This is a genomic window from Streptomyces sp. NPDC055099, assembly GCF_053607685.1.
Genome location: NZ_JBSGUA010000016.1, coordinates 1 through 24,238, shown reverse-complemented (window position 1 = coordinate 24,238; position 24,238 = coordinate 1). Strand labels below are relative to the sequence as shown.

Below are 24,238 nucleotides of genomic sequence, written 5' to 3'. Positions count from 1 at the left end.
GCCTTCGGTGTTTCCGCCGCCATGAGTCCCCATGTGTCGCCATGTGTCGCCATGAGCCGAGATTGGAGTCGGTAGCCCGGTCGGCCCACACCGGTCGCCCCGCGCCGCCCCTCCGGGAACCCTGAGTGAGTGGGGCAGCGAGGTGGAATCGGCGGGGGCGGCGGCAAGCGGCCCGATGTGCGGCACGAGCGGGCGCTCGTGCGGGCTCTTCCCCTGCTGCTCATCGTCGTCGGGATCGTGTACGACGTGTCGACCCCGCCCAGGTTCACCGCCGTACCCCTGTTCACCGCGGCCCCCCTCATCGCGGCACCCTTCTACTCGCTGCTCAGCACCACCCTCATCGGCGCCGCCTCCTGCTCCGCCGTGCTCGCCCTGCACTTCAAGACCAGTACCACCACCGACGTCGAGGCCGTCACCGAACTGATCACGGTGGTGACCGTCGCCGTCCTGGCCGTCGTCATCAACCGCGTCGTACGCCGCAGCGACAAACAGCTCGCGTCCGCCCGCTCCATCTCCGAGGCCGCCCAGCGCGCGGTGCTGCCCCAGCCGGACCCCCGTATCGGCGGCCTCGACGTCGCGGCGCGGTACGAGGCCGCGGAGGCCGACGCGTTCATCGGGGGCGATCTGTACGCCGTGCAGGACACCCCGCACGGCGTCCGCGTCATCGTCGGCGACGTGCGGGGCAAGGGCATGGGCGCGGTGGCGGCCGTCGCCGTGGTGATCGGGGCGTTCCGGGAGGCCGCCGAGCAGGAGGCGACGCTGGAGGCCGTGGCGCAGCGCCTGGAGCGCGCCCTCGCGCGGGAGGGCACACGACGCGACGGGCTCGACGCCTTCGAGGGGTTCACCACCGCCGTCCTCGCGGAGATCCCGCACGGCGACGGTCTGGTGCGTCTCATCAACCGCGGGCACCCGGGCCCGCTGCTCCTGCGCGGCGACGGACGGCTGTGCGTCCTGACCGCCACCGAGCCCGCGCTGCCGCTGGGGATGGGCGAGCTGGGCGCCTGGCCGGACCGCGCGGACGAGACGGAGTTCCCGCCGGGGGCGATGCTGCTGCTCTACACCGACGGGCTCTCCGAGGCGCGTGACACCCGGGGCGAGTTCTACGACCCGGCGGCGCGGCTCGGCGGCCGGATCTTCCCGGGGCCGGGCGGCCCGGACGCGCTCCTGACGACGCTCGTCGAGGAGGTGCGGCGGCACACCGGCGGAGGGGGGACCGACGACATGGCGTTGCTGGCGGTGCGGCGGCCGCTGTCACCGGCCGTGACGGAAGGACACCACTCCGCATAACAACTGACGTACTGTCAAGGAGATGTGAAGCTCCGGTGTGTGAAGAAGTGGGGTCAACTCGCCCCGTTCCGGCCCCCGGTGTCCCGATAAGTACGGGCCATGAGCGTTAACGATCAGTCGGAACAGCTTGGAATACCGGCCTGCTGTCTATTAACGTTCGATAACGCAGCGCGGTCGTCCCAGCCGTCACTCGAGTCGGCTCCGCGCGCACGCGCCTAATCCCGAAAGGGAGCCGGGGAACCACTAATTGGGGTGAATCGGGCATCTGTGCCTCCGTGCCAGATGTTCGTAGGAGACCTTCCTGCTCCGAACCCGTCAGCTAACCCGGTAGGCGAGAAGGAAGGAAAGGAGTGCGCCCCAGTGGCGTCCAACCGCCCTGCCCCCCAAGGCGTTTACGTACCGAATGACGACGATTTCGGTGGGTACGACGACAATTCCTGGGAGGAATGGAACCCCACCGAGGAGTCCATCCGTCCCGTCCGCGGCAGGCACCGCGTGCACAAGCGGGGTGGTGGCGGGCTCGCCCGCAGCTCCACGGTTCTCGGCGTAGGCGTCATCGCCGCCGTCGGCGCGGGCGGCATCGCCACCGCGCAGGACGGCAAGCCCCCGGTCTCCATCGCCATGCCGGACCTCTCGGCCGTCACGGACTCGCTGCCGGAGGCCAAGTCGCTTCCGGGCGTGGGGTCCCTGATATCCGACGACGCGTCCGACTCGGGTTCCGCGGACAACGGCGTGGTGACCGCCGCCGCGCCCCTCAGTGCCGCCGGTCTCAGCGCCGCCGACACCGAGCAGGGCACCACGGACGCGGGCGAGGCACTGCGGGCCCGCATCATGGAGCAAGCCGAGAACCAGCAGGACCAGGCCGACGACGCGGTCCAGAAGGCCGCCGAGGAAGCCGCCGTGAAGCAGGCCGCCGAACAGGCCGCCGCCAAGCAGTCCGCGGCCGAGAAGAAGATCGCCGCCGAGAAGGCCGCCGCCAAGAAGAAGGCCGAGGCCGAGGCCAAGAAGAAGGCCGAGGCGGAGCGCCTGGCCAAGCTCGCGAAGAGCTACACCCTCCCCGTCGCCTCGTACACGCTCACCGGCACCTTCGGTCAGCCCGGCTCCATGTGGTCCTCCGGCTACCACACCGGCCTGGACTTCGCGGCTCCGACGGGCACGCCCATCAAGGCCGTCCACTCCGGCACCATCAAGGAGGCCGGCTGGGCGGGGGCGTACGGCTACCGCACGGTCCTCGAACTCGACGACGGCACCGAGGTGTGGTTCTGCCACCAGTCCTCGATGAACGTCAGCGCGGGCCAGAAGGTCACCACCGGCGAGACCATCGGCCGCGTCGGCGCCACCGGCAACGTCACCGGCGCGCACCTCCACATGGAGGTCCACCCGGGCGGCGACGCCACCGGGGTCGACCCGGCGGCGTGGCTGCGCGGCAAGGGCCAGTCGATCTGAGGTAACCCCAGAACCCCGGCGGTCCTGGCGACAACCCCCCGACGCCAGGGCTGCCGGTTCGGCGTGCGTGTCCCATCCGATGGAATCCGGATCCCGTTGTACGGAATGCCGAAGTCCGCAAGGGCGTTGATCCCCTCATGACTTCTCTCCGCAAGCTTGGCTCGTCCGACCTCGAGGTCTTCCCGCTCGCGCTGGGCGGCAACGTCTTCGGCTGGACGGCCGACCAGGCGCAGTCCTTCGACGTGCTCGACGCCTACACCGCCGCCGGCGGCAACTTCATCGACACCGCCGACGTCTACTCGGCCTGGGCACCGGGCAACAAGGGCGGCGAGTCCGAGACCGTCATCGGCAACTGGCTCGCCGCGCGCGGCAACCGCTCCGACGTCGTGCTCGCCACCAAGGTCGGCGCCCACCCCGACTTCAAGGGCCTGTCCGCGAACACCATCAAGGCCGGTGCCGAGGAGTCGCTGCGCCGTCTGCGCACCGATTACATCGACCTCTACTACACGCACTACGACGACCCGACCGTCTCGGTCGAGGAGGTCATCGGCGCGCTCGACGACCTGGTGACGTCCGGCAAGGTGCGCGCCGTCGCCGCGTCCAACGTGACCCCCGAGCGGCTCCAGGAGTTCCTCGACTTCTCCGACCGCGAGGGCCTCGCGCGCTACTCGGTCCTCCAGCCGCACTACAACCTCGTCTCGCGCGACACGTACGAGGGCCCGCTGGAGCAGGTCGCCTCCCGCTCGGGCCTGGCCGCCGTCCCGTACTACGCGCTCGCCTCCGGCTTCCTGACCGGCAAGTACCGCCCGGGTGCGCGGGTCGACAGCGCGCGGGCGCAGGGCGCGGGCAAGCACCTGGAGACCGAGCGCGGCCGACGGGTGCTCGCCGCGCTCGACGAGGTCGCCGAGGCCCGCGGCGCCGAGCTCGCGACGGTCGCCCTCGCGTGGCTCGCGGCCCAGCCGACGGTGGCGGCCCCGATCGCGTCGGCCCGTACGGTCGACCAACTGCCCGCGCTGCTCGCGGTGGGCGAGCTCGAACTGACGGACGCCGAGGTGTCGACGCTGACGGCGGCTTCGGCCTAACCCTGGTAGGGGTTGTACGCGGGGTAGGGCATCGCGGGCTGGGCGTACGGATATCCGTAGGGGTGCGGGGGCTGCGCGTAGGGCTGCTGCGGCGCATAGGGCTGCTGTGGCGCGTAGGGGTGCGCGTACGACTGTGGGTGCGGCTGCCGGTATCCGTACGGCGGCGGCAGCGGTACGAGCACGGGGGCCGTCGCGCGTGCCGCGTAGGCGAGGGCGGGGCGCGCGGCCTCGCGGCGCTCCCACAGCGCGTGCAGCAACTCCCGCTCCCTGACGACGAAGTCGGCGCCCGCCTTGCCCCGGCGTCCCCGGTGGCGCAGGAGCGCGAGGGACGTCGCGTACGTCTCGTACTGGGCGACCGCGCGGGCTGCTGCCTTGCCCTGGGTGTACGAGGCGTAGTCGCGGGCGAGGGTGCGGGCGCGCATCGTGCCGAGTGCGTACGGCTCGGGAGCGGTGAGCCAGCCCGCGATCGCGTACGCGGGCAGTTCCGCGCGCACGATGCGCAGGGCGCGCTGCCTGGTCCAGATCGCGAGCCAGGTGAGCAGGCCGAAGGCGGGCAGCATGCACGTGGCGTACACGGCGAAGAAGCCGTAGTCCCCGAAGCTGGCCGAGCCGTTCCACAGGGCGTGCAGGCCCATCGCGAGGAGCAGTCCCGCGAGCGGGAGCAGCACGCGCCGCCAGTTCTGCCGGTCGGTGCCGAGCGCGGCGATGCCGAAGCCGATGCCGGTGAGGACGGTGAACAGCGGGTGCGCGAAGGGCGACATCACGACGCGCACGAAGAAGGTCGCCGCCGTCAGGGACGAGATGCCGGTCTCGCCGTTGAGCTGGTCGGTGCCGAAGGCGTTGCCGAGGTAGAGGATGTTCTCGGTGAACGCGAAGCCGGTGGCGGTCACCCCGGCGATCACGATGCCGTCGATGATGCCGGTGAACTCGCGTCTGCGGAAGAGGAAGACGAGCAGGACGGCCGCGGCTTTCGCGCTCTCCTCGACGATCGGGGCTATGACCGTCGCGCCGAGGGTGTCCGCGCTGGTGGGGTCGGCCGTGGCGGTGGCTATCCAGCGGGTCGCGAAGCTGTTCGCGACGATGGCTATGAGGGCGGCGGCGCAGGCTCCCCAGGCGAAGGCGAAGATCAGATTCCGCCAGGGGCCCGGCTGGACCCGTTGCAGCCAGCGGAAGGCGGCCACCAGGAGCGGCACGGGCAGCGTCGCGAGACCGAGTCCGACCAGGAAGCCCTGGGTGCCGGTCTGCTCCCTGACCAGGGCCAGGATCACCAGGCCCGACAGGGCGAGCAGTGTGACCAGGGCGGCCGCGCGTATCGCCCGCCGCTGCCACCAGCGCGGGTGCCGCAGCCCGGCGGGCCCGGCGGGGGGCATCGGGTGAGGGTGCGCTGAACGGGTGGCCACCCGTTGACCCTAACGAGGGACGGGGGTGGGCCGCGACGGTGCCTCGGTCCGCGTGGCCGGAGTCTCAGCCCGCCTCGGCCCGTCCAGATCCGCCTCAGTCCGCCTGGGCGCCCGTCCTGCGGAACAGCAGGTCGTGCACGACGTGTCCCTTGTCCAGGCCCTGGCCCTCGAACCGGGTGAGGGGGCGGAAGGCGGGGCGGGGCGCGTACCCGCCGTCGGGCTCGGTGTTCTCGAATGCGGGGTGCGCGGTGAGCACTTCCAGCATCTGCTCGGCGTACGGCTCCCAGTCGGTAGCGCAGTGCAGCACGGCGCCGGGCTTGAGGCGGGGCGCGGCGAGGTCAAGGAAGTCGGGCTGGATGATGCGGCGCTTGTGGTGGCGGGCCTTGGGCCAGGGGTCGGGGAAGTAGACGCGCAGGCCGTCGAGGGAGGCGGGCGGGAGCATCTCGCGGAGCAGGATGACGGCGTCGCCGTTCGCGACGCGGACGTTGTCCAGGCCGTTCCGCTCGGCGAGGCCGAGGAGGTTTCCCTGTCCCGGGGTGTGTACGTCGACGGCGAGGATGCAGGTGTCCGGGTCGTCGGCGGCCATCTGGGCGGTGGCCTCGCCCATGCCGAAGCCGATCTCCAGTACGACGGGACGCTCGTCGCCGCCGCCGAAGAGCTCGGCGAGGTCGAGGACGCGCTGCCCGTCGATGTCCAGGCCCCATTTGGGCCACAGCCGCTGGAGGGCGTCCGCCTGGCCGGTGGTGACGCGGCTCCTGCGGGGCTGGAAGCTGCGGATGCGGCGCTCGAAGTGTGACCCTGCGGGGTCGGGCGAGGGCCCGTCCGGGAAGCGGGGTTCGCCCTTCGGGCGGGGGGCTTGGGGGCGCTCGGGGGTGGCGTTCGACTCAGGCACAGTGGGGGGATTTTAATCCCCAACCCCGCCCCTTCCCGAAAACTCGCTCGGCGCGAGGGCCCTCCTCAAACGCCGGAGGGGCTGAAAGATTCAGCCCGGCCGGCGTTTGAGGCCGTCTTGTACGGGGTTTGGGGCGGAGCCCCGGTTTCGGGAAGGGGTGGGATTGGGGAGAGCCCCGCAGGGACCGCCCTACAGAATCGCCAGCACCCGCCGGGCCACAGCCCGCCCGATAGGGAGCGAAGCCGTCGCCGCAGGTGAGGGCGCGTTCAGGACGTGCACGGCACGCGCACCCTCCCGGATGAGGAAGTCGTCCACCAGCGTCCCGTCACGCAAGACGGCCTGCGCCCGCACCCCCGCCGCCACCGGCACAAGATCATCCGACGACACCGCGGGCAGCAGCCTCCGCACGGCGGTGGTGAACGCCTCCTTGGAGAGGGAGCGCCGAAGCTCCCCGGCCCCGTACCGCCAGTGCCGCCCGGCAAGGCGCCAGGACCCCGGCCAGCTCAGCGTCCCCGCCAGCTCCCGTGGCCGCACCACACCCCATCCGTACCCCTCGCGGGCCAGCGCCGGCACCGCGTTGGGCCCCACGTGGACCCCGCCTCCGATGCCCCGCGTCAGATGCACCCCCAGGAAGGGGAAGGCCGGGTCCGGCACCGGATACACCAGGCCCCGCACGAGATCGGGCCGCGCCAGGTCGAAGTACTCTCCGCGGAAGGGAACGATCCGCATCCCGGGGTCGTCGCCGGCCAGCATCGCCACCTGGTCGCACTGCAGTCCCGCGCAGTTGACCAGGACCTTTCCCCGCACCACCGAGCCGTCGGCCGTGCGGACGGCCACTCCGAGCGACGCGCGGCGGTCGATGCGGACGACCTCCGCGCCGTACCGCACATCCGCCCCGGAGGCGTCCGCGAGGTGTTCCGCCACCGAGCCGTAGTCACAGATCCCCGTGGTGCCGACCTGGATCGCGGCGAGGCCCCGCACCTCCGGTTCGTACTCCGAGATCTGGGCGGGGCCCAGCTCCCGCACCGGAATGCCGTTCTCCCGGCCGCGCTGGACGAGGGCGTGCAGGCGGGGCAGCTCGGAGCGCTCCGTGGCGACGATGAGCTTGCCGGTGACCTCGTGCGCGATGCCGTACTCCGCGCAGAACTTGACCATCTCGGCGGCGCCCCGCACCGCGTACCGCGCCTTCAGGGAGCCGGGGCGGTAGTAGATCCCGCTGTGGATCACCCCGCTGTTGCGGCCCGTCTGGTGCCTGGCGGGGCCGGGTTCCTTCTCCAGGACGGTGACGCGCGTCCCCGGCGCGGCACGCGTGAGGGCATACGCCGTCGACAGACCGACGATCCCGCCGCCGATCACCAGCACATCGCAGTCGTACGCCACGGCCCGGGCCATCCCGCATCACCTCCCACCCCGATAGTGCACTGCGCCACTGACAACGCCCTCAAACCCGGCGAGGTCCGCGGGGTTACAGGGTGCGTAAATGCTGTTGCCGTTTGGGCGGCGCGCGGATTCCGGGGGTGCACGGGCACGGCGGACTACGCGGGGGCCACGAGCAGCGGCCTGGCGCGCTCCCGCAGCTCCACCACCCGCGGCTCGTCCCCGTACGGCTCCAGGCGGTGCAGGAGGTCCTTGACGTACTCCGTGGTCCGCGCGGACGAGATGCGCCCGGCGACCTCCAGGGCGCGTGTGCCCTGCTCGCAGGCCGCGTCGAGGTTCCCCGACTCCAGCTCGGCGACCGCCGACACCACGAGCCGCAGGCCGTGCGAGCGCACGAACTCCTCCGTCGGCCGCGAGAGTGCCTGCTCCGTGAAGCGGCGCACCTGGCGGGGCGCCTTCAGATCGCGGTAGCACTCGGCGGCGTCCGCGGCGAAGCGGTCGTATCCGTAGAAACCGAGCCATGACGGGTCGTTGTCGCCGTCCCGGGCCCGCTCCAGCCATCCCTCGGCGGCGCGGAGGGCGGCGCCCGCCGCCTGCGCGTCGTTGGCGCGCGCGTGTGCGCGTGCCTCGACGAGGCGGAAGAAGCTCATCGTGCGTGCGGTGGCCAGACCGCGGTTGCGCTCCAGGGCCGCCTGCGCGAGGTCGACGCCCTCGTCGCCGAAGCCGCGGTAGGTCGCCTGGAGGGACATGGAGGCCAGGACGTACCCCCCTAAGGGGACGTCGGCCGCCGCGCGGGCCAGGCGCAGGGCCTGGATGTAGTAGCGCTGGGCGGCCTCCTGCTGGCCGGTGTCGAAGGCCATCCACCCGGCGAGCCGGGTCAGCTCGGCCGACGCCCCGAAGAGCGAGCGGCCCACCTCGTCCGAGTACGAGCCGAGCAGCAGGGGCGCCGCCTCGACGCGCAGGCATTCCGGGACCATCGACGAACGCCAGTCCCCGCCGCCGTACTTGGAGTCCCAGCGCCGGGCGTCCTCGGCGGCCTCGCGCAGTTTCACCACGTCACTGTGGCCGACCTTCATCGGATGCCCGCTGTTCGTGCCGCCGCCGTCATCGGTGAGGCCCACTTCGCGGGGCTCGTCCAGGGCGACGTCGCGGGCTACCGAGCTGTCGGCCGGGGTTATCAGCCAGCGGGATGCCGGTGTCGCGTACGCGCTCACCGCGAAGGAGCCGGCGAGCGACTGCCAGATGCCGCCGCTGCCCGCGCGCCTGCCCGCCAGGTCGAGTCGGTAGAGCTCGGTCGCCGACTTCACGGCGGCGCCCACGTCACGCGGGAAGGCCAGGCCCACCTCGGGCGCCGGATCGGCGTCCGCGAGCCCGATCTCGTGCAGCGGGACGGGGCGGCCGAGCTTCTGCCCGATGGCCGCGGCGATGAGGTGCGGCGCGGCGCCCTGCGGCACCATGCCCTTGGACACCCACCGGGCCACCGACGTCTTGTCGTATCGAAGCGTCAACCCGCGTTGGGCGCCGAGGTCGTTGACCCTGCGCGCGAGTCCCGCATTGCTGATTCCCGCGAGGGCGAGAACGGTGCCGAGTTTTTCGTTCGGCCCGCGTTGCTCCCTGGACATGCGCCACCCCTCGACACAGACGGCTGCCGTGCGGTGGCTTGACCGCGACGGCATTCGTGCTGCGTTCCCCCAGGGGCAGCGGCGTCCGCGACTACGACCGCCGTGGCCCGGAACCTCGGCCGCAAGAGCATTTGGCCGAGCCCCCAGGTATATGCCTCCGCGAAAACATCAGCACACACAGCGTAGTTCGCCGAATCCCAAGCGTTAAGAGGCGCAGTTCCGTATGGCGAGATTGTTGCCGGTAGGGGAGCGGGGGAGTGCCGGGGTGTGCTCCGGGTGTGTGGCCGTGCGCCTGCGTGTGCGCTCTTCACCGGCCATAAGGGGAGCGCTTCCATTGTCGGTGCGTGGGTCGGCCCGCTGCGCTGGAGTCAGTGGGCTGGGGGACGCCGCCGCCTCCATCCCCGCGGGCGGCGGACCGGTCCGGGGGGCGAACGCCGCCTCCCGGACTGTGTGTTGCCGATTACGGTTCCGCCGCGCGCGTGCCATCCCCTGATTTGGCCGAAAATCGCCTCTTCGGACGCCGGGGTCGTGCGCCCCAGCGCAAAGAATGCGCCGTGGTCGCGCCTTTCAAGTACCGCTCCCTCGCGGCAGATCAACGGGAGCGTGAGCAACCCCGTAGCCGCTCCCGCGCGCCTTCTTCGTGGCAGCATGGGACCCCAGTTCTTCGATGCACTGGTTGTCCACAGCCTGTGGAGGCAACGATGCGGTGGTTGGTGGGGTGGAGCAGCACTGCCGTGAAGCCTGCGGTGGTGGGCTCGGCCGGGGCCACCGGTGAGAACGGCGAGACCCTTCACCCCGTGGGCTCCCAACTCCTGTGGGGTGACCCGGATCCGCTGTGGGCGGTGGGTGACTGGCGCGCCGACGAGGTGCGCACGGTGCAGGCGGACGAACAGACCCGCATCGCGGTCCTCGGCACCTGCGGGGCGAGCGACGAGGAACTGCGGGTCGGCCTCTTCGCCGCCCGCGGCGGCGCCCTGCGGCACCTGACCGCGTGGTCGGGGAGCTACACCGCGGTCGTGCAGGTCGGCAGGCGCGTCATGATCGCCGGCGACCTCGCGGGCGCGCGCCCCGTCTTCTACACCCCCTGGGCCGAGGGCACGGCCTTCGCGACGGCCGCGCTGCCGCTGGCCGACCTCATCGAGGCCCACCTGGACATCGGGCACCTCGCGGCGCTTCTCGCGGCGCCCGACGTGCCGGAAGCACTGCACGACTCGACGCCCTACCAGGGCGTGCGCCGTGTGCCACCGGGGCACGCCCTGATCCTGCGCGCCGGCAGCCGGGAGATCGCCGGGTACGAACACGTGGCGTCCCTCGCCGTCGCAGCGCCTGCTGCCGACGCGACCGCCGCGGTGGACGGCGTCCGTGACGCGCTCGTGGAGGCGGTGCGCGCTCGCCTCGGCGCCCCGCGGCACGTCCCCGGAGCCTCGGAGGTCGACCCCGGCCCGGTGCCCGGCATGGGCCCCGCCGAGCGGCGCGCGGCGCGTGGGATGCCGGTGCCCGGCATCGGCGCCGACCTCTCCGGAGGGCCCGCTTCCGGCACGCTTGCCCTGCTCGCCGCGGGGCTCCCGGGGATGCCCGGCACGGTCCTCGGGCATGGCACGGGCGCGGGGGAGCGGCTCCTCGCGGTCACCTTCAACGACCTCGCGATCACCGGCCGCGAGGCCGAACTGGAGCGGGCGGGCGCCATCGCGGCCAACCCGCGCCTGCACCACGTGGTGGTGGCCGCGGGCGAAGAGGCCCTTCCGTACGCGGACTTGGACGGCCCTCTGACGGACGAGCCGAGCGCCACCCTCGTCACGGCACAGCGCCACCGCGCGCGGCTCTCCTCGGGCAGCGCGGACCACTTCACGGGGTACGGCGCACGGCAGGTGCTCGACGCGCATCCGGCCCGCCTCGCCGACCTCCTGATGGACCGCAGGCGGCGCCATCTGGTGCGCCCCGTGGCGGCGTTGGCGAAGGCGGACGGTTCGCCGGGCTCCGTGATGGTCCCCGCGCGCGTGTACGGCGCCGCGCGCAAGCTCGCCCGGATGTCCTACCGCGCGGGCGTCGACTCGCTCGCCGAGCGTCTCCTTCAGCGCCGGTTCGACGAGCCGGGCGGGGCGGTGGGGGCGTCCCTCGCCGCGCTCGCGTGGGCGAGACCAGGGCCCGCCGCGCGGTGGCTGACGGGCGAGGCCCTCGCTGAAGTATCGGTTCGCCTCCAGGACACGACCGGACGCCCCGGCGCCGGACCCGGCCAGCGGCCCGGGGAGTTCCGGGCCCGCGCGGCGCTCGCCCGGCACGCCGCCGACCTGCGCGTCCTCGAACAGGCCGCCGAGGTCCGCTTCCAGCGCCTGCACGCGCCCTTCCTGGACAACCAGGTGGTCCGGGCCTGCCGCGCGCTCCCGGTGGCCCTGCGCGTCCAGCCGGGGGCGCGGGCGGCGATCCTGCGCACGGTCCTCGAAGGCGCCGGGGTCGCCGACCTGCCGCCCGGCTGGGGCGCCCCATCCCACGCGTCGTCCACGGCGGCGGCGCGGACGGGCCTGCGGGTGGCGGTGGACGACCTCCTCGTCCTCTTCGACACGCCTCTGCTCGCCCAGGCGGGCCTGGTGGAGGCCCGAGTCGTCCGCAAGGCACTGCGCGCGGCGGCAGAGGGAGAACCCCTGCCGCTGGACGGCCTGGCGGACCTGGTCTCCACGGAGCTGTGGCTGCGCCGCCTGCTGTCCCGCAGGGGCACGTGCTGGACGGGTACACCCGCGCGGCAGCGGGCCGTCCCCACGGGGAGCGTCGTGCCGCAGCGAGGGGCCTTGGGGGCGGGGCGCTAGCCGGGGCATCCGGCACCGGACCGGCCGGAGCATCCGCCATCGGACCGGCCGGAGCTTCCGGCACCGGACCGTAGAGACGGCACAGGGAGCGGCTCGCCAAGGGAGGGAAAACCCTCGCGCCTCAACCCGCGCGACCGGCGAGAATGACCCCGTGCGGTACAGAATCCTGGGCGCCACCGAGGCGTACGACGAACAAGGAGCGCCCCTGCCCGTGGGCGGCCGAAGGCTGCGCGCCCTCCTCGCCGTCCTCGCCCTGCGCACCGACCGCACGGTCCCCGTAGAAGCCCTCATCGCCGAGGTATGGGCCGAGGACGAGCCCCCCACGGACGCCCCCGCCGCCCTCCAGGCACTCGTCGGCCGCCTCCGCCGCGCGCTGGGCAGGACCGCCATCGCATCGGACCCCGGCGGCTACCGCCTCACCGCCGCCCCCGAAGACGTCGACCTGCACCGCTTCGAACGCCTCGTGAGCGAGGGACGCGCGGCCCTCGGCCGGCACGACCCGGCGTCAGCCGCCGACCTCCTCGGCCAGGCGCTCACCCTGTGGCGCGGCCCCGCCCTCGCCGACCTGCCCGACCGCAGCGCGGCCACCCGCCCCGAAGCGCTGCTCGCCGAAGCGACCCGCGCACGCATAGAGGCGCGGCTTCTCCTGGGGCACGCCTCCGACGTCGTACCGGAGCTGAGGGAGCTCACCGCCGCCCAGCCGTACGACGAGACGCTGCACGCCCTCCTCATCCGCGCCCTGCGCGCCGCGGGCCGGGGCGCCGACGCCCTGGCCGCGTACGAGAACGCGCGCCGCACGCTCGCCGACGCCCTCGGGGCCGACCCGGGCCCGGAACTGCGGGCTCTGCACGCGGAGTTGCTCGAACCGGCGGGGGGTGTGGCGGACGGTGCGGCTCCTGGCGGGCGTCCGGGGAGCGCGGAAGGCCCGAAGAGCGCTGCCGGTCTGCGGAACCCGGACCGTCAGGAGCACCCCGAGCACCCCGAGCACCCCGAGCACCCCGAGCACCCCGAGCACCCCGAACACCCCGAGCGCCCCGACCGCCCCCGGCGACAAGGCAACCTCCGACCCCGTCTGACCTCTTTCGTCGGCCGGGAACCCGAACTCGCCGCCATCCGTTCTGACATGCGACGAGCACGCCTGGTCACCCTCACCGGACCGGGCGGCTCCGGCAAGACCCGCCTCGCCGAGGAAGCCGCCGCCGGGCATCCGCGGGCATGGCTGGCCGAGCTCGCCCCGCTCGACCATCCGGAGGCGGTGCCCGGCGCCGTCGTCAGCGCGCTCGGTCTGCGCGAGACCGTGCTGATGACCAGCGAGCTCTCCGCGCTGCCGCAGGGCGACCCGACCGCCCTGCTCATCGAGTACTGCGCCCCGCGCAGCCTGCTCCTGCTCCTTGACAACTGCGAGCACGTCATCGGCGCCGCCGCCGACCTCGCCCAGACCCTCCTCACGCACTGCCCGGACCTCACCGTCGTCGCCACCAGCCGTGAACCCCTGGGCGTGCCCGGCGAGTTCGTCCGCCCGGTCGAGCCCCTGCCGCCCGACCCGGCGTACCGCCTCTTCACCGAGCGCGCCATGGCCGTGCGCCCCGACTTCGCCCCGGAGAAGGACACCGAGGCCGTCGCCGAGATCTGCCGCCGCCTCGACGGCCTGCCGCTGGCCATCGAGCTGGCCGCGGCCCGTCTGCGCCTGCTCACCCCACGGCAGATCGCCGACCGGCTCGACGACCGCTTCCGTCTCCTCACCAGCGGCAGCCGCACGGTCCTGCCGCGCCAGCAGACCCTGCGGGCCGTCGTCGACTGGTCCTGGGACCTCCTCGAGGAGTCCGAGCGGACGGTCCTGCGCGAGGTGTCCGTCTTCGCGGGCGGCTGGGACCTCGCGGCGGCCGAGGCGGTCTGCACCGGGCCCGCCGCCGACCTCATCGGCGCCCTGGTGGACAAGTCGCTGCTCATCGCCGAGCCCACGGCCAAGGGCGACATGCGGTATCGCATGCTGGAGACCATCCACGAGTACGCGACCGAGCGGGCCGCCGAGCGGCCGGAACTCCGCACGGCCGCGGCCCGTCGGCACACCGCGTACTTCCGTGCGCTGGTCGAACAGGCGGAGCCGCTGCTCCGTTCGGCCGAGCAACTCCCGTGGATCCAGCGCCTGGAGACGGAGCTGGACAATCTGCGCGCGGCCCTGCAGCGCACCATCGAGTCACGCGACGAGGACGACGCCCTGGCGATCGTCCTGGGCATCGGCTGGTTCTGGTGGCTGCGCAACTACCGCAGGGAGGCCATGGACTGGGTGACCCGCCTCCTGGACCTCGCACCGCCACTGCCGTCCGAAAGACCTGACGGCGGTGCGGACGGCACGCGGGACGGCAGGGTGAACGGGCCGCAGGGCGGGCCGCAGGACGAGCCCCGTCACTGGTCCTGGATGAGTCTGCGCCTGCTGCACATCTTCCTGGAGGTGGACTCCAGCCCGTCGGACGCGATGGCCGAGGAGAGCTATCGCGCGTACGTCGCGCAGGTGCGGGACGCCTTCGCGCGGGCGGTGCCCGCGGCGGCCCGCTTCCCCGGCCTCATCTGGCCCTTCACCACCTTCTTCCTCGACGGCGCCGATGCCGCGCGGCCCGCCATGGACTCCGTGGTCGCCAACTGCCGCAGATACGGCGGCGACTGGGAGATCGGCGTCAGCCTGATGTTCCGTACGCACCTGGCCGTCGACGCCCCCGGCAATCTCTTCGGAGTGGACGAGGACCTCGTCGAGCTGCGCGAGCTGGCAGGGCGCACGGGCGACCGCTGGATGCGTGCCCAGGTGTCCAGTGCGGCGGGCGAGGCCGCGATGGTGCGCAGCCTGCACGACGAGGCGCGCGTCGAGTACGACGAAGCGCTGCGGCTCGCCTACGAGGTGGGGGCCTACGCCGAGACGCCCTTCCTGCTCGTCCGGCTCGCCGAGATCGCGTACCGCGAGGGCGATCGCGCGGTGGCGGTGAAGATCCTGCACGAGGCGGGGATCGAGGCCGACCGCTACGGGGTGGCGGATTCCCGGGCCTTCATGCGTCTCCTCCAGGCGCTCATGGCGCTGGACGACGGTGACGTGCCCCAGGCCCGCGCCCGGTTCGAGGCGTCCCGCGACGAGGCGGCGCGTGGCACACCGCCGCCGCAGTTCAACGCGGCTTTGAAGGGCGTGGAAGCCAGGATCGTGGCCGCCGAGTCCGGCCCGGAGCAGGCGTTGCCGGTGCTCGCGGAGGGCCTGCGGGCGGCCCTCGACCACCGCTGCGCGGAGGCGGTCGTCGCCGGCCTGGTGGACGGCGGCGCCACGCTGGTCAGCAGGCTCGGCGATCACCCGCGCGCGGCCCGCCTGCTCGCGTTCGGCACCCGGCTGCGGGGCGGCCACCCGCGCCCGATGCCGGAGCGGGCCGAGGCCGACGAGACCAGGGCAGCGGCCCTTTCGGCGATCGGCCCCGAGCGGTACGAGGCGGAGTCCGCCGCGGGCACGCGGCTCACCGCGGATCAGGCGCTCGCGGAACTGACCCGCTCGGCACCGGCCTGAGCCACCCGCAGGCGGCTACGTACAGCGCGGCCCGCGGTCCACGTACAGCGCCGTCCGCCGTCTACGTACAGCGGAAGCGCGACTGTGCCCAGTCCGCGAGCGCCGCCGAGTAGAACGGCGAGTGCGGCTCGACGACCAGGCGGATCGTCTTGCGGCCGGTCAGGTTCACCTGCACCGGCACCGCCGGGTCCCCACCCTTGATCAGCGGTGACTGCCACAGCCGTGTGCCGTCGCCGAACACCGAGAACCGCACCTTGCCGAGGCCCATCGTCATGTCGTCGACGCCGACGACCGCCTCGTACGAGGAGCAGGTGCGGTTCAGGTCGATGGTGACGGAGGACTGGCCGTGGACGGTCACGCCGTGGCCGTACTGCTTGTCGGCGATGGACATGCCCGAGCGCTGCCAGACCCAGCTGCTCTCGCCGAGCCGCATCTCGGGCTTGGTGCCGTCGCCGACGATGCCGTACCGCAGCTCGCTCCACTGGTAGACCGCGGGGGCGGGCGGCGGCGGAGGCGGCGGCTCGGGCTTCGGCTCCGACGGCGTGGGGGTCGGCGTCGGCTTCGGTTTCGGCTCCGGAGCCGGGGGCTCGGGCTTCTCGGTGGGCGTCGGGGCCGGCTTCGGCTCGGGAGCGGACTTCGCCGGAGGCTTCGGCTTCGGCTTCGCCTCGGCGACCGGCTGCTCGGGCCTCGGCTTCGGTTTCGGGGGCGGCGGCTCGCTCGGCGCGACGGGTTCGACGGCCTGCGGCTTGTCGGCGCTCGGCAGGTCCTTGGGCTTGTCCCCGCCCGCGGTGAGGGCCAGCGCCACGGCCGCCGCCGCGACGACCACACCCGCGGCGATACCGGCCTTCGCGGGCGCGCCGAGCCCCTCGGCCGCGGCACCACCGCCCGCCGCGCCACCGGACGCGCCTCCGCCCGCCGCTGCCGCGCCCGCCGCACCGGCGCCCGCGGCACCCGCGGCGCCACCACCGACGAGGGCGGCCACCTTCGCGTACCCGGCGGCACCGAACCAGCCGATGACCGCGATCGGCACGACCCCGGGAATTCCGCTGGCGACTTCCTTGATCTGCCCCGCGGCCAGGCGGCACTTGGCGCACTCCTCCAAGTGCTTGCGCAGGCCGCGCTCGGCCCGGGTGCGCAGACTGCCGCGCGCGTAGGCGCCGAGCCGGTCGGCATACCGGGCGCACTCCTCGTCGGCGGTGAGCGTGGTGCTCACATGGGCCTGGAGATACGCCTCCTTCAGGCCTTCGCGGGCCCGCTTGGCGAGCACCCGGGTGCCGTTGGCGTCGAGCCCGAAGAGCGTGGCGACGTCGCTCGGGGACTCGTCCTCGACCTCCGTGTGCCACAGCACGGCCTGCCAGCGTTCCGGAAGGCTGCGGAAGGCCTGCATGGCCATGGACTGCTCGGCCTCGTGCATCGCGCGCACGTCCGCGCCCAGGTCCAGGGTGTCGTCGTCGGACACCTCGGAGCTGCGCTGGGCCTGCGCGGCGAACACCGCGAAGTCCTCGACCAGTTGCTCCCGTTTCGCGGACTTCGTCCACCCGGCGGCGACACGGCGCACCGTGGTGAGCAGATAGGCGCGCACCGCGTGCTCGGGGCCGCTGCCGCCGCGGACCGCCTGCAGCATCCGCGCGAAGACCTCGGCCGTGAGGTCGTCGGCGGTGTGCGCGTCACGGCAGCAGGTGCGGGCGTACCGGCGGACGGCTTCGGCGTGCCTTCGGTACAGCTCCTCGTACGCGGTGTCGTCGCCCGCCCGCATCCGGGTGATCAGGTCGCTGTCGGCCGGTGGACCTTCGCCCCGGAGGCCTTCGCGCTGCGGTGGAACGCTCGGATCGGTGTCGCCCGGGCCACCGGGGCCCCCGGCGGCCGCGGGCCCGCCTTGGTTCGGCACCTGTCGGGGATGCAGCCCTGCGGCTTCCCCGTCCAAGGCGGAGGACGACTCGTCCCGCCCGTCACCACTCATCGCGGAAGCCCCCGCTTGCACACTCAGACCCGGCCATCCGGGAAAGAGTGCCACAACGTTCCGCTACGACGGACGGCGATGACGGTCAACCACCCTTCCGGGGCGACTTCCCGTAATCGAGCACTACCGTTCACTCATTCGGGGAAGGCTCAACCGCCTTGTGCAGACCGGCAGTTGAGCCTCCCACGTGACGAACTTGTGCAGACCCTGTGGTGCAGTGGCGCCGTACTGTCGTGCTGCCGTGCCGCGTCAGGCCGTGGGGCGTGAGCGCAGCCCTTCCAGCAGGATGTCGAGCAGCCGCGAGGACGCCGCCGCCTGCTGCGCCGCGTCCGGCAGCGAGGGCGCCGCCGTCGCTATCACCAGGAGCACGTCCGACACGGTCACGTCCGCGCGCAGCTCGCCCGCCGCACGTGCCCGCTCCACGAGACGCCCGACGACGTCCAGGAGCGCGATCGCCCCGGGGTCGTCGGCCGCCGACTCCTCGGCCGGGGCCGAGCGCTGCTCGACGAGCCGCAGCTCGGGACCGGCCGGAGCCGCCTGCCGCTGCTGCGGCACGCGCGCCTCGTCGTCCCGTACCCCCGCGATCTCGTCCGCGACGCCCACCCGCAGCACCTGCGGCGGCAGGAGACGCCCCGCGCCCGAGGCGACGGACGTCCGCAGGAAGCGCGAGAGCGCCGACCACGGTTCGTCCTCCTGCCCGAGCGCCGAACGCGCCTGGTCGGTCAGCCGGGAGGTCTCCTCCTCGGCTATGCGCCGCACCAGCACGTCCTTGCTGGGGAAGCGGCGGTAGACCGTGCCGACGCCGACCCGTGCGCGCCGGGCCACGTCCTCCATCGGCGCGCCGTAACCCAGCTCGCCGAAGACCTCGCGCGCCGCGCGAAGCACGTGCTCGAGATTGCGCTGTGCGTCCACCCGAAGCGGCGTCGAACGCGGTCCGTCCCCCATGTCGCGTCCGTTCCCGCTGGTGGCGACGGCTGATGCCGACGCCGTGCTCGAAGTCCAGTGAGATTCCTGAATATGCATACGCGTTCCCCCGGTAATGACGTCTCCCCCCGGAGACACTCCCCGCCATTGACTAACCGGAGTGTGAGGAGCATGCCCGGCTCCGGGCCCCGTAGCCCGACCCGACGAGCGCATCCCCCGACACCCCGACGACACACGAACATAGTTGAGCCAGAGTCAATTCAGAAGAGGCGGGTTCCGCACGGACCGCCCCCCGATCGGAGTACGCACCGATTCCGACCCGATTGCACCCTCTTGCCTTTCCCCTCTTCTCCACGCTGACCTGCGCATTTTTCCCGCGCGGCGCCGACGCACCGATGGCGCGTCGCGCACCATGACCGGTCACACAAATTGTCGAGCCTGTGGACAAACTCAAGAGCTGGGTGCGTCATGGGATGGTGAAGGAACCTGTGCGCATTCTCGTTGTGGGCGGCGGATACGTCGGCATGTACACCGCGCTGCGCCTCCAGCGGAAGCTGAAGCCGGAGCTGAAGCGGGGCGAAGCGGAGATCGTGGTGGTGACGCCCGATCCCTATATGACCTATCAGCCGTTCCTGCCCGAAGCCGCGGCCGGCTCCATCTCGCCGCGCCACGTCGTGGTCCCGCTCCGCCGCGTCCTCGACAGATGCCGCATCGTCATCGGCCAGGTCGAGTCGGTCGACCACGCCAAGCGCACGGCCTCCTTCACCACGCTCGCCACCGCGGACGAGGGGGCGGGCGCCGTCGAGATCACGTACGACGAGATCGTGCTGGCCCCCGGCTCCATCTCGCGCACCCTGCCCGTGCCCGGCCTCGCCGAGCACGGCGTCGGCTTCAAGACCGTCGAAGAGGCCATCGGCCTGCGCAACCACGTCATCGAACAGATGGACATCGCGTCGTCGACGCGCGACCCCGCGGTCCGCGACGCAGCCCTCACCTTCGTCTTCGTGGGCGGCGGTTACGCGGGCGTCGAGGCGCTTGGCGAGCTGGAGGACATGGCCCGCTACGCCACGCGGTACTACCACAACGTCAAGGCCGAGGACATGAAGTGGATCCTCGTCGAGGCCTCCGGGCGGATCCTGCCCGAGGTCGGCGAGGAGATGGGCAAGTACACGGTCCGTGAGCTGCGCCGCCGCAACATCGACGTACGCCTGGAGACCCGCCTCGACTCCTGCGAGGACCGGGTCGCCGTCCTGAGCGACGGATCGCGCTTCCCCACCCGCACGGTGGTGTGGACCGCGGGCGTCAAACCGCACCCGGTGCTCGCCGCGACCGACCTGCCGCTGAACGAACGCGGGCGCCTCGACTGCACCGCGAAGCTGACGGTGAACGGCGCCACGCACGCGTGGGGCGCGGGAGACGCGGCAGCCGTCCCCGATGTCACCGCGAAAGAGCCCGGCAAGGAGTGCGCCCCCAACGCCCAGCACGCGGTGCGCCAGGCCAGGACACTCGGCGACAACATCGCCGCCTCCCTGCGCGAACAGCCCCTCAAGGAGTACACGCACAAGTACGTGGGCTCGGTCGCGTCCCTGGGGCTGCACAAAGGCGTCGCACATGTCTACGGACGGAAGTTGAAGGGCTACCCTGCCTGGTTCATGCACCGCGTCTACCACCTCAGCCGCGTGCCCACCGTCAACCGCAAGTCCCGGGTGCTCGCCGAATGGACCCTGTCCGGCCTGTTCAAACGCGAGATCGTCTCCCTGGGGTCGCTCGAGCACCCGCGTGCGGAATTCGAACTCGCGGCCGGGGGCAGAAGCCCGAAGGAGTCCTCCTGACCGGAGGCAGGAACTCCCCGCACGACGCCGGCGTCTGACGGATGTCAGTCCGGTCGGCCAGACTGTTCGTGTGACCATGGGCGGGCCAGGACCGCCGGAAATCCCCGCCCGATCCAGAAGCGACATCACGAGGCCTACCGCAGTGAACTTCACGCGCTGGAGCGCCCGGCTCCCCGGAACGCAGCGCCGCGCCGCGGCGCGCACCGACCTGGGGATCTCCCCGCCACAGCGAGCAGAGAGCTCCGTGCCCGCGGCCCGCGCGGAGGGAGGCCCGGAAGGCGCCGTCCTCACCCCGGCCGCCGCGGGCGTCGACGAACTGCCGACCCGTGAGGTGCTCGACCGCATTCCGGCCCTCGTCGCCCTGGTGCACGGCCCCGACCACCGCATCGCGTACGTCAACGGCGCGTACGCCGGAGCATTCGGCGAGCGCCCCGTGGGCGAACCCGCCCGCGAGGCGCTGCCCGAACTGGACGAACTCGGCCTGTTGCCGCTCCTCGACCAGGTCCTGCGCAGCTCCAAGCCGCGCACGGTCAAGTCCCGCAAGGCGGCGAGCGGCCGGTCGTACACCTTCACCTGCACCCCGGTGACGCTCTCCGTGAGCGGCTCCGACACGGGGCTCAAGGACGACGGCGTCCTGGTCTTCGCCGCCGACGTCACCGACCACGCGGAGGCCGCCGAGCGGCTGCGGGCCAGCGAACGCTCCCAGCGCGAGACCGCCGTCACCCTGCAACGCTCGCTCCTGCCCCAGGAGTTGGAGCAGCCGGACGACCTGCGCATCGCCGCCACGTACCAACCGGGCGGCACGGAGGCAGCGGTCGGCGGCGACTGGTACGACGTGATCACCCTCGGCGGCGGCCGCACCGCTCTGGTCATCGGCGACGTCATGGGCCGTGGCGTCCGCGCGGCGGCCGTCATGGGCCAGCTCCGCACGGCCGTGCGCGCGTACGCCCGCCTCGACCTGCCCCCGCACGAGGTCCTCCAGCTCCTGGACGGTCTCGCCGCGGAGATCGACGCCAGCCAGATCGCCACCATGGTCTACGCGGTGCACGACCCGAACGAAGGCAGCCTCGTGTACGCCTCCGCGGGGCACCTGCCGATCCTCGTACGGGACGAGGGCGGCACGATCCACCGCGCGGAGGAACCCACGGGCCCACCCCTCGGTACGGGCGGCTGGCTGCACACCTCGGGCTCGGTCCCACTGGGCCCCGGCTCGACCGCCGTCCTCTACACGGACGGCCTGGTCGAGCGGCGCAGCGAGGACATCGACGAAGGTGTCGCCTCCCTGGAGCGCGCACTCGCGGGCGCCACCGGCACACCCCAGGTGGTGTGCGACCGGCTGATCCGCGCCCTGGGCGTGACCGCCGACCACGACGACGACGTGGCGGTCCTCGTCCTCCAGCACCCGGCCCGCACCGGCCTGAACGCCGAGCTGTTCCGCAACGCGGCCCTGGAACTGCTCGGTGGCGTGGAAGCGGCGCCACGCGCGCGTGCCTTCGCCACCGGCGTCCTCGCCAGCTGGCGCTTCCCGCCCGAACTGCACGACCTGGGAGTACTCGCGGCCAGCGAACTGGTCGCCAACTCCCTCCAGCACGGCACGCCCCCGATGCGCCTGCGCCTGCGCCGCACAGACCGCCGTTTGATCATCGAGGTGACGGACGGCGACGACCACCTGCCGCGCCGCCGCCGCGCGGAGCCCGCGGACGAGGCGGGACGCGGCATCGCCATCGTCGCCACGATCGCCTCGAACTGGGGCTCACGGCGCACACCGGGCGGCGGCAAGGCGGTCTGGTGCGAATTCGCCCTGCCGCGCCCGTAGTACCTAGGAGTTCGCCGGTACGGGCTCGGGGGCGCTCTGCGCGACTACCCGGCTCTTCGCCACGTACGGCTGGTTCTGCAGCGGGGTGAGCTGCTTGCCCAGCCGTACGGCCAGCACCGTGATGCCCAGCGAGAACAGCAGGAACGTCACGATGTACGGCCCGTGCAGCGCGGCCCCCATCGGACCGCCGACCGCGGGACCGACAGCCAGCGCCAACTGCTTCACCAGGGCGAACGCCGAGTTGTACTGACCGACCATCCCGGCCGGCGCCAGGTCGGCGACCAGCGGCGCGACGGTCGGCGACAGCATCGCCTCACCGAGCCCGAAGAGCGCGTACGTGGAGATGAACGCGGCGGTCGCCATGGCCTGGCTGCCGTGCCCGAGCCCCGCGTACCCGGCCGCGATCCACGCGACGGCCCAGATCAGACCGACGGCGGCGATCACCCGCGACCGCTTGCGCCGCTCGACGAACTTCAGGACGGCGAACTGCGCGATGACGATCACGGCCGTGTTGGCGGCGAGCGCGATGCCGAGCGTCGACGGCGAGATCCCGGCCGCCTCCACGCCGTACGCGGAGAGACCCGACTCGAACTGCCCGTAGCAGGCGAAGAACAGCACGAAGCCCAGCACGCACAGCTGCACCATCGCCTTGTGCCGCAGCAGCGCCCGCAGACCGCTCTGCGGCGCGGACCCGTCCTTCGGCACGGCGTCCTGGATGGACGGAGCGTGCGGAAGCCGCACGGTGACGACGATCGCGGCGAGCACCAGGAACATCACGGCCTCGATGGAGAACAACGTGATGAAGCTGCCCGGGTCGTGCTCGTCGACGATCTGACCGCCGATGAGGCCACCGATACCGAGCCCCAGGTTCTGCAGGAAGAACTGCATCGCGAAGGCACGCGTGCGCGTGGTGGGCGTCGAGCACCAGACGATCATCGTGGCGAGCGCCGGCTGCATCACCGCGGTACCGGCGCCGAGAAGGGCCGCCGAGACGATCGCAGCCGGCTCACTGCTCGCGAAGCCCAGGGCGAGGGCACCCACCGAGGCGGTCAGGGCCGCTCCCATGAGTACGGGGAGCGGGCCGCGACGGTCGATGACGCGCCCGGTGACGGGCAGGACGATCAGCGCGGCCATGGCAAAGGCGGCGAGCACGATGCCCGCCGTACTGGCCCCAAGATCCCGCACCTGCGCCACGTAGACGTAGAGGAACGGAACCGTGAACCCGACACCAAACGCGCTCAGCGCGCTGCCTACCTGAATACGACGCATCGCTGCGCCCATCGCCCTGGTCACTTTCACCTGCCTTAGGAGTTAGACGTGAAGACTTCGAAGCTAAAGTTAGGATCTAAACAATACACACCGAAGAACTTCAACGCCAAGTAGGGGCGTGCCATACTGCGGCCATGGGTGACACGCCCGGCCCCAGTGAGCCGACACTCGAAGAGCAGATCGCCGCCTACCAGCGGGAGTTCCAGGACCTCGACCCCCAGGTCGAGGAGATCGTCTCGGCCCTCGGCCGCCTCAACCGGCGGATGAGCGTCGCCTACGGACGGCAGACCGCGACCCTCGGCATCAGCAACGCCGAGTGGGAGGTCCTCAAGGCCCTCGTCCTCTCCGGTGCCCCGTACCAAATGGGACCCGGCGAGCTCGCGAAGCGCCTGGGCCTCACGCCGGCCGCCATGACCCACCGCATCGACCGCATGGTGGCGGAGGGTCTGGTGACACGGGACCGCGACGAGTCCAACCGCGTACGAGTGATCGTCGAGCTCACCGCGGAAGGACGCGAGAAGTGGCTGGAGGCGATGCGCCTCGCGACGGTGTTCGAGGAGGACCTCCTCCAGGACCTGTCCCAGGAGGAGCGCGGCGCCCTCGGTGAAGTACTGACCCGTCTCCTGCGCAGGGTGGAGGACGCCCAGCCGGACGCGGGCGGACGCCTCACCGACCTGGACTGAGCGCCCCACCACGGCGTTTGACAGTCACCCGCCCGATCCGTAAGGTTCTTCGGGTTGCCACGGAGCCGTAACGGTTCTGCGACAGCACCTCCCGCCGCTGAGACGCGGCAAAACAAACTCTGCACGACATCCCCCCGGGAACGATTTCGGCATGCCCGAATTCAATTCCAGGACTCGATTATGAGTAACCGGGAAGAGCCGCTAGAGTTTGAGACGTCGGAACGGCCCAACAGCCGGGAAGTCAAAGCCCGCTGACTGGGAATCAGGCCCGAAAGGATCTGGTAGAGTCGGACTCGCCGGAAAGGGAAA

General features: G+C 72.3%; 15 protein-coding genes and 1 riboswitch. Of the genes, 8 read left to right on the top strand and 7 right to left on the bottom strand.

Going from position 1 to position 24,238, the window contains the following annotated elements:
- Positions 1 to 129: 129 nt before the first annotated feature.
- From ACWFRU_RS32195 to ACWFRU_RS32185, 3 genes are all read left to right on the top strand, one after another.
- The gene (locus tag ACWFRU_RS32195; RefSeq protein WP_453691648.1) at positions 130 to 1,287 is read left to right on the top strand and encodes a PP2C family protein-serine/threonine phosphatase; all 1,158 of its coding nucleotides are present in this window, start codon (positions 130 to 132) and stop codon (positions 1,285 to 1,287) included.
- 202 nt (positions 1,288 to 1,489) lie between these two features.
- A riboswitch (cyclic di-AMP (ydaO/yuaA leader) is annotated at positions 1,490 to 1,636 on the top strand.
- An 11-nt stretch (positions 1,637 to 1,647) separates the two neighbouring features.
- The gene (locus ACWFRU_RS32190; RefSeq protein WP_453691646.1) at positions 1,648 to 2,733 is read left to right on the top strand and encodes a M23 family metallopeptidase; all 1,086 of its coding nucleotides are present in this window, start codon (positions 1,648 to 1,650) and stop codon (positions 2,731 to 2,733) included.
- A 137-nt stretch (positions 2,734 to 2,870) separates the two neighbouring features.
- Positions 2,871 to 3,815: an aldo/keto reductase gene (locus ACWFRU_RS32185; protein WP_453691644.1), complete on the top strand. Its 945-nt coding sequence runs from the start codon at positions 2,871 to 2,873 to the stop codon at positions 3,813 to 3,815.
- On the opposite strand, the gene ACWFRU_RS32180 is transcribed toward ACWFRU_RS32185, so the two are convergent.
- From ACWFRU_RS32180 to ACWFRU_RS32165, 4 genes are all read right to left on the bottom strand, one after another.
- Positions 3,812 to 5,185: a PrsW family intramembrane metalloprotease gene (locus ACWFRU_RS32180; RefSeq protein WP_453691643.1), complete on the bottom strand. Its 1,374-nt coding sequence runs from the start codon at positions 5,183 to 5,185 to the stop codon at positions 3,812 to 3,814. The genes ACWFRU_RS32185 and ACWFRU_RS32180 overlap by 4 nt on opposite strands.
- A gap of 124 nt (positions 5,186 to 5,309) precedes the next feature.
- The gene (gene trmB / locus ACWFRU_RS32175) at positions 5,310 to 6,107 is read right to left on the bottom strand and encodes a tRNA (guanosine(46)-N7)-methyltransferase TrmB (RefSeq protein WP_453691642.1); all 798 of its coding nucleotides are present in this window, start codon (positions 6,105 to 6,107) and stop codon (positions 5,310 to 5,312) included.
- 189 nt (positions 6,108 to 6,296) lie between these two features.
- Positions 6,297 to 7,499 (bottom strand): L-2-hydroxyglutarate oxidase, encoded by a 1,203-nt coding sequence (lhgO, locus tag ACWFRU_RS32170; protein WP_453691641.1) that lies wholly within the window; start codon positions 7,497 to 7,499, stop codon positions 6,297 to 6,299.
- A 143-nt stretch (positions 7,500 to 7,642) separates the two neighbouring features.
- On the bottom strand, positions 7,643 to 9,106 hold the full coding sequence (locus ACWFRU_RS32165; RefSeq protein ID WP_453691640.1) for an MFS transporter: 1,464 nt from the start codon (positions 9,104 to 9,106) through the stop codon (positions 7,643 to 7,645).
- 701 nt (positions 9,107 to 9,807) lie between these two features.
- On the opposite strand from ACWFRU_RS32165, the gene ACWFRU_RS32160 reads away from it, so the two are divergent.
- Both ACWFRU_RS32160 and ACWFRU_RS32155 read left to right on the top strand, forming a co-directional pair.
- On the top strand, positions 9,808 to 11,907 hold the full coding sequence (locus ACWFRU_RS32160; RefSeq protein ID WP_453691638.1) for an asparagine synthase-related protein: 2,100 nt from the start codon (positions 9,808 to 9,810) through the stop codon (positions 11,905 to 11,907).
- A gap of 151 nt (positions 11,908 to 12,058) precedes the next feature.
- A complete protein-coding gene (locus tag ACWFRU_RS32155) occupies positions 12,059 to 15,445 on the top strand; it encodes an AfsR/SARP family transcriptional regulator (RefSeq protein ID WP_453691637.1) in 3,387 nt (1,128 codons plus the stop codon).
- A gap of 61 nt (positions 15,446 to 15,506) precedes the next feature.
- Here the strand turns inward: ACWFRU_RS32155 and ACWFRU_RS32150 are convergent, their stop codons facing one another.
- Both ACWFRU_RS32150 and ACWFRU_RS32145 read right to left on the bottom strand, forming a co-directional pair.
- Positions 15,507 to 17,405: a sigma-70 family RNA polymerase sigma factor gene (locus ACWFRU_RS32150; protein WP_453691635.1), complete on the bottom strand. Its 1,899-nt coding sequence runs from the start codon at positions 17,403 to 17,405 to the stop codon at positions 15,507 to 15,509.
- A 249-nt stretch (positions 17,406 to 17,654) separates the two neighbouring features.
- Positions 17,655 to 18,428 carry a TetR/AcrR family transcriptional regulator gene (locus ACWFRU_RS32145; protein ID WP_453691633.1) on the bottom strand — a complete coding sequence of 258 codons (774 nt, stop codon included), beginning with the start codon at positions 18,426 to 18,428 and terminating at the stop codon, positions 17,655 to 17,657.
- A 374-nt stretch (positions 18,429 to 18,802) separates the two neighbouring features.
- On the opposite strand from ACWFRU_RS32145, the gene ACWFRU_RS32140 reads away from it, so the two are divergent.
- Entirely contained in the window at positions 18,803 to 20,161 is a 1,359-nt protein-coding gene (locus ACWFRU_RS32140) for an NAD(P)/FAD-dependent oxidoreductase (protein ID WP_453691632.1), read from the top strand.
- Between the two features lie 142 nt (positions 20,162 to 20,303).
- Positions 20,304 to 21,977, top strand: a complete 1,674-nt coding sequence (locus tag ACWFRU_RS32135) for an ATP-binding SpoIIE family protein phosphatase (RefSeq protein ID WP_453691631.1) — start codon at positions 20,304 to 20,306, stop codon at positions 21,975 to 21,977.
- A gap of 3 nt (positions 21,978 to 21,980) precedes the next feature.
- Here the strand turns inward: ACWFRU_RS32135 and ACWFRU_RS32130 are convergent, their stop codons facing one another.
- Positions 21,981 to 23,258 (bottom strand): MFS transporter, encoded by a 1,278-nt coding sequence (locus ACWFRU_RS32130; RefSeq protein WP_453691629.1) that lies wholly within the window; start codon positions 23,256 to 23,258, stop codon positions 21,981 to 21,983.
- 122 nt (positions 23,259 to 23,380) lie between these two features.
- Between ACWFRU_RS32130 and ACWFRU_RS32125 the strand changes: the two genes are divergently transcribed.
- The gene (locus ACWFRU_RS32125; protein ID WP_453691628.1) at positions 23,381 to 23,929 is read left to right on the top strand and encodes a MarR family winged helix-turn-helix transcriptional regulator; all 549 of its coding nucleotides are present in this window, start codon (positions 23,381 to 23,383) and stop codon (positions 23,927 to 23,929) included.
- Positions 23,930 to 24,238: the final 309 nt, after the last annotated feature.

What these genes read in the sequence shown, in the direction of transcription:
- ACWFRU_RS32165 (WP_453691640.1), bottom strand. Translation starts at nt 9,106, where the DNA reads ATGTCCAGGGAGCAACGCGGGCCGAACGAAAAACTCGGCACCGTTCTC.
- ACWFRU_RS32150 (WP_453691635.1), bottom strand. Translation starts at nt 17,405, where the DNA reads ATGAGTGGTGACGGGCGGGACGAGTCGTCCTCCGCCTTGGACGGGGAA.
- ACWFRU_RS32185 (WP_453691644.1), top strand. Translation starts at nt 2,871, where the DNA reads ATGACTTCTCTCCGCAAGCTTGGCTCGTCCGACCTCGAGGTCTTCCCG.
- ACWFRU_RS32130 (WP_453691629.1), bottom strand. Translation starts at nt 23,258, where the DNA reads ATGGGCGCAGCGATGCGTCGTATTCAGGTAGGCAGCGCGCTGAGCGCG.
- ACWFRU_RS32160 (WP_453691638.1), top strand. Translation starts at nt 9,808, where the DNA reads ATGCGGTGGTTGGTGGGGTGGAGCAGCACTGCCGTGAAGCCTGCGGTG.
- lhgO (WP_453691641.1), bottom strand. Translation starts at nt 7,499, where the DNA reads ATGGCCCGGGCCGTGGCGTACGACTGCGATGTGCTGGTGATCGGCGGC.
- ACWFRU_RS32180 (WP_453691643.1), bottom strand. Translation starts at nt 5,185, where the DNA reads ATGCCCCCCGCCGGGCCCGCCGGGCTGCGGCACCCGCGCTGGTGGCAG.
- ACWFRU_RS32125 (WP_453691628.1), top strand. Translation starts at nt 23,381, where the DNA reads ATGGGTGACACGCCCGGCCCCAGTGAGCCGACACTCGAAGAGCAGATC.
- ACWFRU_RS32140 (WP_453691632.1), top strand. Translation starts at nt 18,803, where the DNA reads ATGGTGAAGGAACCTGTGCGCATTCTCGTTGTGGGCGGCGGATACGTC.
- ACWFRU_RS32145 (WP_453691633.1), bottom strand. Translation starts at nt 18,428, where the DNA reads ATGCATATTCAGGAATCTCACTGGACTTCGAGCACGGCGTCGGCATCA.